We start from the raw sequence: 7,023 nt of genomic DNA, 5'->3' as shown, positions 1-7,023 counted from the left end.
GATGGTCGCCCTGCTCGCGGCTGTGCTGGGTTCGCCTGTCCGCGCCGCCGCCGCTGACGTCCGGATTCCGATCGGCGGCGGGGCCGGCATCGTCATCAACGGCGACACCATGTGCACCCTGACCACGATCGGCGGCGACGCCGCCGGCGAGCTGATCGGTTTCACCTCCGCGCATTGCGGCGGCCCGGGCGCCCAGGTCACCGCCGAGGGCGCGGAAAACGCCGGCGTGCTGGGCACCATGGTCGCCGGCAACGACAACCTCGACTACGCGGTGATCAAGTTCGACCCCGCCAAGGTGACGCCGGTGGCCAACTTCAACGGCTTCTTGATCAGCGGCATCGGGCCGGACCCCGCCTTCGGCGAGATCGCCTGCAAACAGGGCCGCACGACCGGCAATTCGTGCGGCGTCACCTGGGGCATGGGCCAGGCGCCGGGCACCATCGTCATGCAGGTCTGTGGTCAACCGGGCGACTCCGGTGCGCCGGTCACCGTCAACAATCAGCTGGTCGGCATGATCCACGGGGCCTTCAGCGACAACCTGCCGACCTGCGTCATCAAGTACATTCCGCTGCACACGCCGGCCGTGGTCCAGTCGTTCAACGCGATCCTGGCCGACATCAACTCCAAACACCGGCCCGGCGCGGGGTTCAGCCCGCTGCCGGGCTGAACCGCGGCGACTACTTCGCCGCCCTGATCGCGTCGAACACGCCGGGATCGAGCAGCGTCGAGGTGTCGCCCAGTTCGCGGTTTTCGGCGATGTCCCGCAGCAGCCTGCGCATGATCTTGCCGCTGCGCGTCTTGGGTAGCTCGGGTACGACGTGGACCTCGCGCGGGCGGGCGATCGGTGAGATCTCCCGGGCCACCTCGACGCGCAATTCGTCGACGATCCCGTCGTGCACTTGGGAATCGGAGCGCAGGACGACGAACGCGCAGATGGCCTGGCCGGTGGTCGCGTCGGTCGCCCCGACCACCGCCGCCTCGGCGACCGAGGCGTGGCCGACCAGCGCCGACTCCACCTCGGCCGTGGACAGCCGGTGCCCCGAGACGTTCATGACGTCGTCGATGCGGCCCACCACCCAGATGGCGCCGTCGCGGTCGTAATAGGCGCTGTCGCCGGCGAAATACCAGCCCTGCTCGGCGAACCGGGACCAGTAGGTCTCGACGTACCGCTCGGGGTCGCCCCAGATGCCGCGCAGCATGGACGGCCACGGCTGGTCGAGCACCAGGTAGCCGGTGACGTGCTCACCCTGGTGGATGCCCGGGACCAATTGCTCGCCATGGTCGTCGACGATCTTTGCCGAGATGCCCGGCAGCGCCCGCATCGCCGAACCCGGTTTGGCCGCAGCGACTCCGGGCAGCGGCGAGATCATCGTGGCGCCGGTCTCGGTCTGCCACCAGGTGTCGACGATGGGAAGGCGGTCGGCTCCGATCACCTTGCGATACCAGCGCCACGCTTCGGGATTTATCGGTTCGCCGACCGAACCCAGCAGCCGCAGGCTGGACAGGTCGTGCGCGTCGGGAATCTCTCGGCCCCACTTCATGAACGTGCGAATCAGCGTGGGCGCGGTGTAATAGATTGTCACGCCGTACTTTTCGATGATCTCGAAGTGCCGGTGCTGGCTGGGCGAGTCGGGCGTGCCCTCGTACAGGACCTCGGTGACGCCGTTGGCCAGCGGACCGTACACGCCGTAGGTGTGCCCGGTGACCCAGCCGATGTCGGCGGTGCACCAGAACACGTCGGTCTCGGCCTTGATGTCGAAGACGTAGTAGTGGGTGTAGGCGGCATGGGTCAGGTAGCCGCCGCTGGTGTGCACGATGCCCTTGGGTTTGCCGGTGGTTCCCGAGGTGTACAGCAGGAACAGGGGCTGCTCGGCGTCGAAGGGCTCCGGGGTGTGCTCGTCGGATGCGGCGCCGACGACGTCGTGCCACCACAGATCGCGGTCGTCGTTCCAGGACACGTCAATTCCGGTGCGCCGCACCACAAGTACGTGCTCGATGGGGCTGTCCCCGTCGGGACCGGGCGCGACGGCCTCGTCGGCGGCGTCTTTCAACGGGGCCGGCTTGCCGCGGCGGAACTGGCCGTCGCTGGTGATCAGCAGCTTGGCCGAAGCGTCGGCGATGCGGGCCGCCAGCGCCTTGGCGGTGAAGCCGGCGAACACCACGCTGTGCATCAAACCCAGGCGCGCACAGGCCAACATCGCGATCACCGCTTCGGGAATCAGCGGCAGGTAGATCGCGACCCGATCACCGGCGACCAGACCGAGGTCGGTCAGCGCGTTGGCGGCCTTGCACACCTCGGCGTGCAGTTCGGCGTAGGTCAGGCTGCGGTGATCGCCGACGGGTTCGCCCTCCCAGTGGATGGCGACCCGATCCCCGTGGCCGGCCTCGACGTGGCGGTCCACGCAGTTGTAGGCGACGTTGAGCTTGCCGTCGGCGAACCACTTGGCGAACGGCGCCTGCGACCAGTCCAGCACCTCGGTGAACGGCGTCTCCCACGACAGCCGATTGGCCTGCTTGGCCCAGAACGCCAGCCGGTCCTGCTCGGCTTCGCGGTACAGCTCCTCACCCGCGTTGGCCTGCTCGGCGAACTGCGCCGGCGGCGGATAGGACGAGGGGCCTGCGGAATTGGTGGCGGTCACTAAGTTCTCTCCTGTAGTCGAGACTTCGCCGTTCGGCGGCCGTGCGCTGGTGGCCGAGTGCGAGCCTAGCCGGGTGAGGCGTAGCTGTGCGAGTGGTAGCCGTGCGCGCGAATCCGGGGTCAAAAGTGCGCCCGTGCCGGATAATCACCTCCTGTGCCGGGTCATGAGCGGGGCAGCCGCCGACTACTTGCCAGCTTTGCCACGGCCGCAACGATTTACGCGGTGGCCGCCGTGCCGGGTTGGCCCGCGTCGGCCATGCCGCTGGAGAGCGGCGACCAGGCCACGCCGTGCCGGTCGGAGCAGGTCGCCGTGACCGCCTCGCCGGCGGAAGGGGCGGTGGGTCATCGCGCGGTGACGCTGCTGTTCACCCTCGCCGGCGGCGCCGAACCGTGCACGCTCACCGGATACGCCTGGGTCGATTCGGGCGCGGGGGGCCCACTGATTCACGCGCGGCCCACGCCGCGCGGCTACTTGGGCGGGCTGCCGGCCGGCACCGACGTCCCGCCGACCGTGCCGCTGTCGATATCGGCGCAGGGGCAGGCCATCGTTGAGGGGATGGCGCTGGACGGCAGTGGCGGCGCGTGCCCCACCTACACCGACCTGCGCGTCAACCCGCCCGACACCGAAATGGTGCTGACGGTGGCGGCCACCATCGACGCCTGCGAATTGCAGGTGCATCCCATCACCGCGGTCTGAGCGGGGGTCAATCGGCTCTGACGAGGCAATAGACCCGCGCGGGAACGGGGTAGCCGACGCCCTTTTCGTCCGTCGCGCATTGGGTTCTGTCGGTGCTGCCGTCGATGCGCCGACTCACTCTGACCTGCACCCTGTTCGACCTGCCGCAGTCGCCCAACCTGATCGTCATCGCTTCACCATCACTGAGCATCAAATAGCACTGGCCCTCTTTCAGGTTGACGGCAAAACACAGGATCCTCGTGTCGGTGGTGAAGCGGTCATAGACGGAGTGTTCTCGTTTGCCGTCGGGGCAACTGTCCGAGGCGCCGCCCTTGAAGGCGAGTTCATAGGTCGCCGCCGGGTCGGTGCAGCCGCGACTCGGGGTTGAATCGAAACGCTGTGCCTTATAGTCGCTTTCGGTGATGCAATCGCCAACCCGCAGGGACGTGTCGGCCCGGTGCGACTTACCCAGCCTCGCGGCGGTGACGGCGAGGTTCCCGAAGATCCCGAACGCCAGTAGCACGGCGCCGATGGTGATGAGGGTGGTGGCCGACTTGGGCGTCCGCGGTCGCGGCGCGTAGCCCGGATAAGCCGGATAGGGCTGCGCGGGGTAACCCGGCGGCGGGTAGGGGTAGCCGGGGCCGGCGGGGAAGCTCGGCGGGTATTGCGGGTAAGCCGGCGGCCGCCGGCGGCTGCGCGAGCGCGTCACCAGCCCGATGATCAGGCAGAGCAAACCGATCGCGGGGATGCCGAGCGCCGCCACCAGACGGCCCGCCTCATAGGCGGCCCCCTCGGAGGCCAGGGAGGCGACGGTCACCGCCCGAGTTTAAGTCGTGCGGGCCGGCCCGGGCACTTCACCGCCGCACGGCTTCAGGCCCTAGGGTCGGGTGTCATGCGTGCGATGCGGACCGCGTTGGCCTTGCTGGCCACGGTCATCGTCGCGGTGCTCGTGGTCGTCTCGCTGGCCGGATGCGGTGGCGGTGTGCTCAGCCCGGATCTGGTGGTGGTCAACGGCGGGGAACCGCCGAACCCACTGATCCCCACCGGGACCAACGACAGCCTGGGCGGCCGGATCCTCGATCGGCTCTTCGCCGGGCTGATGTCCTACGACGCCGCCGGCAACCCGTCGCCGGAGGTCGCCCAATCGGTCGACACCACCGACAACGTCAACTACCGCATCGTCCTCAAACCCGGCTGGACGTTCACCGACGGCTCACCGGTGACGGCCCATTCGTTCGTCGACGCGTGGAACTATGGAGCGTCGAGCACCAACGCCCAACTGCAGCAAAGCTTCTTCAGCCCGATCGACGGCTTCGATGCCCTCGCCGGCCCGGCCGGTGACGGAAAACCGGCGGCCACCACCATGTCCGGCCTGCGGGTGCTCAACGACCGGGAGTTCACCGTCCGGCTTAAGGTCCCCACCATCGACTTCAAGTTGCGGCTGGGCCACAGCGCGTTCTATCCCTTGCCGCAGAAGGCCTTTCGGGACATGGGCGCGTTCGGGCAGCACCCAATCGGCAACGGCCCCTACCAACTCGCCGACGGTCCAGGCGGGCCCGCATGGGAGCACAACGTCCGAATCGACTTGCGGCCCAACCCCGGTTACCACGGCAACCGCAAGCCACACAACAAGGGGCTCAGGTTCGAGTTCTACGCCAACCTGGACACCGCCTACGCCGACCTGCTCTCCGGCAACCTCGATGTCCTGGACACCATTCCGTCCAGCGCGTTGACGATCTATCAGCGCGACCTGGGCGGCAACTCCGCCAGCGGGCCCGTCGCCGTCAGTCAATCGCTCGACACGCCATTGCGGTTGCCCCACTTCGGCGGTGAGGAAGGCCGGCTACGCCGGTTGGCGTTGTCGGCGGCCATCAACCGCCCGCAGATCTGTCGGCAGATCTTCAACAACACCCGCAGTCCGGCCCGCGACTTCACCGCCAGCTCGCTGCCGGGATTCGATCCCAACATCGCCGGCAGCGACGCGTTGGACTTCAATCCCGAACGGGCGCGCCAACTCTGGGCCCACGCCGACGCGATCTCGCCGTGGAGCGGGCGCTACGCCATCGCCTACAACGCCGACAGCGGCCATCAGGAGTGGGTTGACGCCGTGGCCAACAGCATCAAGAACGTGCTGGGCATCGATGCCGTCGGCGCGCCGCAGCCCACCTTCGCCGGATTCCGCACCCAGATCACCAACCGCACGATCGACACCGCGTTCCGGGCCGGCTGGATCGGTGACTACCCGTCGATGATCGAGTTTCTCGCCCCGCTGTACGCCACCGGCGCGGGATCCAATGACGTCGGCTATTCCAGCCGCGAGTTCGACGCCGGCCTGGCCGCCGCCGAGGCGGCCGCCGACCTGCGGCAGGCCGACGCGCTGGTCAACGTCGCGCAACGAATCCTGTTGCACGACATGCCCGCCGTGCCGCTGTGGTATTACATCGCCGTGCTCGGATGGTCGCCTCAGGTCAGCGCCGTCAAGGTCAGCTGGAACGGGTTGCCCGACTACGAGAATCTCGTCAAGGCTTGAACATGGGCTGGTACATCGCACGTCGGATCACCGTCATCGTGCCCGTCTTCCTGGGTGCCACGTTGCTGATCTACGGCATGGTGTTCCTGCTGCCAGGCGACCCGCTGGCCGCCATCGCGGGGGACCGGCCGCTGACGCCGGCCGTGGCCGCGGCGCTGCGCGCCAGGTACCACCTGGATGATCCGTTCATCGTGCAGTACCTGCGCTACCTCGGCGGCGTCCTGCACGGCGACCTGGGCCGCGCCTATTCCGGGCTTCCGGTCAGAGACGTTCTCGCACATGCCTTTCCGGTCACCCTGCGGCTCTCGGTGATCGCCCTGGCCGTCGAGGCGGTGCTGGGCATCGGATTCGGGGTGATCGCCGGGCTGCGCCAGGGCGGCCTCTTCGACGCGGGCGTGCTGATCACCGGTCTGGTCATCATAGCGATCCCCATCTTCGTGCTGGGCTTCCTGGCGCAGTTCGTGTTCGGGGTGCGGTTGGGCATCGCGCCGGTGACGGTCGGGGAGCGGGCGACCTTCGCGCGGCTGTTGCTACCCGGAATCGTGCTGGGCTCGGTGTCATTCGCCTACGTGGTGCGGTTGACCCGATCCGCGGTGGCCGCCAACGCGCACGCCGACCATGTGCGCACCGCCACCGCCAAGGGGTTGTCACGGCCGCGGGTGGTGACCGTGCACATCCTGCGCAACTCGCTGATCCCGGTGGTGACCTTCCTGGGCGCGGACCTGGGGGCGCTGATGGGCGGCGCCATCGTGACCGAGGGCATCTTCAACATTCACGGCGTCGGCGGCGTGCTCTATCAAGCCGTCACCCGGCAGGAGGCTCCCACGGTGGTCTCGATCGTGACCGTGCTGGTGCTCATCTATCTGATCACCAATCTGATGGTGGACCTGCTCTACGCGGCGCTGGACCCTCGGATCCGCTATGGCTGAGCACTCCGGCTTCTGGGGCGAGACCTGGCGCAAACTGCACCGGCGTCCGAAGTTCGTCATCGCCGCCGCGCTGATCCTCCTCATCCTTGCGGTTGCGCTGTTTCCCGCGTTGTTCACTCACGCCGACCCCGGCTACGCCGACCCGAGCCAAAGCCTGCGCAGCCCGTCGGCCGCGCACTGGTTCGGCACCGACCTGCAGGGCCACGACATCTACGCACGCACCGTCTACGGGGCGCGCGCCTCGGTGACG

6 protein-coding genes and 1 pseudogene are annotated in these 7,023 nt (G+C 68.2%); 5 read left to right on the top strand and 2 right to left on the bottom strand.

Annotation, left to right across the window (positions count from 1 at the left end; genetic code table 11):
• Position 1: 1 nt before the first annotated feature.
• Positions 2-667 carry a peptidase gene (locus A9W96_RS15050; RefSeq protein WP_067140848.1) on the top strand — a complete coding sequence of 222 codons (666 nt, stop codon included), beginning with the start codon at positions 2-4 and terminating at the stop codon, positions 665-667.
• Between the two features lie 10 nt (positions 668-677).
• Here A9W96_RS15050 and acs read toward each other — a convergent pair whose 3' ends face one another.
• Positions 678-2,639, bottom strand: a complete 1,962-nt coding sequence (gene acs / locus A9W96_RS15045; protein ID WP_067140845.1) for an acetate--CoA ligase — start codon at positions 2,637-2,639, stop codon at positions 678-680.
• 153 nt (positions 2,640-2,792) lie between these two features.
• On the opposite strand from acs, the gene A9W96_RS15040 reads away from it, so the two are divergent.
• Positions 2,793-3,335: a DUF4232 domain-containing protein gene (locus A9W96_RS15040; protein ID WP_197499528.1), complete on the top strand. Its 543-nt coding sequence runs from the start codon at positions 2,793-2,795 to the stop codon at positions 3,333-3,335.
• Between the two features lie 7 nt (positions 3,336-3,342).
• Here A9W96_RS15040 and A9W96_RS15035 read toward each other — a convergent pair whose 3' ends face one another.
• A complete protein-coding gene (locus A9W96_RS15035) occupies positions 3,343-4,077 on the bottom strand; it encodes a hypothetical protein (RefSeq protein ID WP_231999690.1) in 735 nt (244 codons plus the stop codon).
• A gap of 138 nt (positions 4,078-4,215) precedes the next feature.
• On the opposite strand from A9W96_RS15035, the gene A9W96_RS15030 reads away from it, so the two are divergent.
• From A9W96_RS15030 to A9W96_RS15020, 3 genes and pseudogenes are all read left to right on the top strand, one after another.
• The gene (locus tag A9W96_RS15030; protein ID WP_197499527.1) at positions 4,216-5,844 is read left to right on the top strand and encodes an ABC transporter substrate-binding protein; all 1,629 of its coding nucleotides are present in this window, start codon (positions 4,216-4,218) and stop codon (positions 5,842-5,844) included.
• Positions 5,845-5,846: 2 nt separating this feature from the next.
• Complete coding sequence (locus tag A9W96_RS15025; RefSeq protein WP_067140836.1) at positions 5,847-6,773, top strand: ABC transporter permease; 927 nt, start codon at positions 5,847-5,849, stop codon at positions 6,771-6,773.
• Positions 6,766-7,023: pseudogene (locus A9W96_RS15020) on the top strand (ABC transporter permease); the annotation flags it as partial. The gene A9W96_RS15025 and the pseudogene A9W96_RS15020, both read left to right, overlap by 8 nt.

It is taken from the genome of Mycobacterium sp. 1245852.3 (genome assembly GCF_001669335.1).
Taxonomy (GTDB): Bacteria; Actinomycetota; Actinomycetes; order Mycobacteriales; family Mycobacteriaceae; genus Mycobacterium; species Mycobacterium europaeum_A.
The sequence above is the reverse complement of the archived record's forward strand: the minus strand, read 5'-3'. Positions and strand labels throughout refer to the sequence as shown.

Excerpts from the sequence above, each read along its gene's own strand:
- A9W96_RS15030 (WP_197499527.1), top strand. The coding sequence starts at position 4,216 with ATGCGGACCGCGTTGGCCTTGCTGGCCACGGTCATCGTCGCGGTGCTC.
- A9W96_RS15025 (WP_067140836.1), top strand. The coding sequence starts at position 5,847 with ATGGGCTGGTACATCGCACGTCGGATCACCGTCATCGTGCCCGTCTTC.
- A9W96_RS15050 (WP_067140848.1), top strand. The coding sequence starts at position 2 with ATGGTCGCCCTGCTCGCGGCTGTGCTGGGTTCGCCTGTCCGCGCCGCC.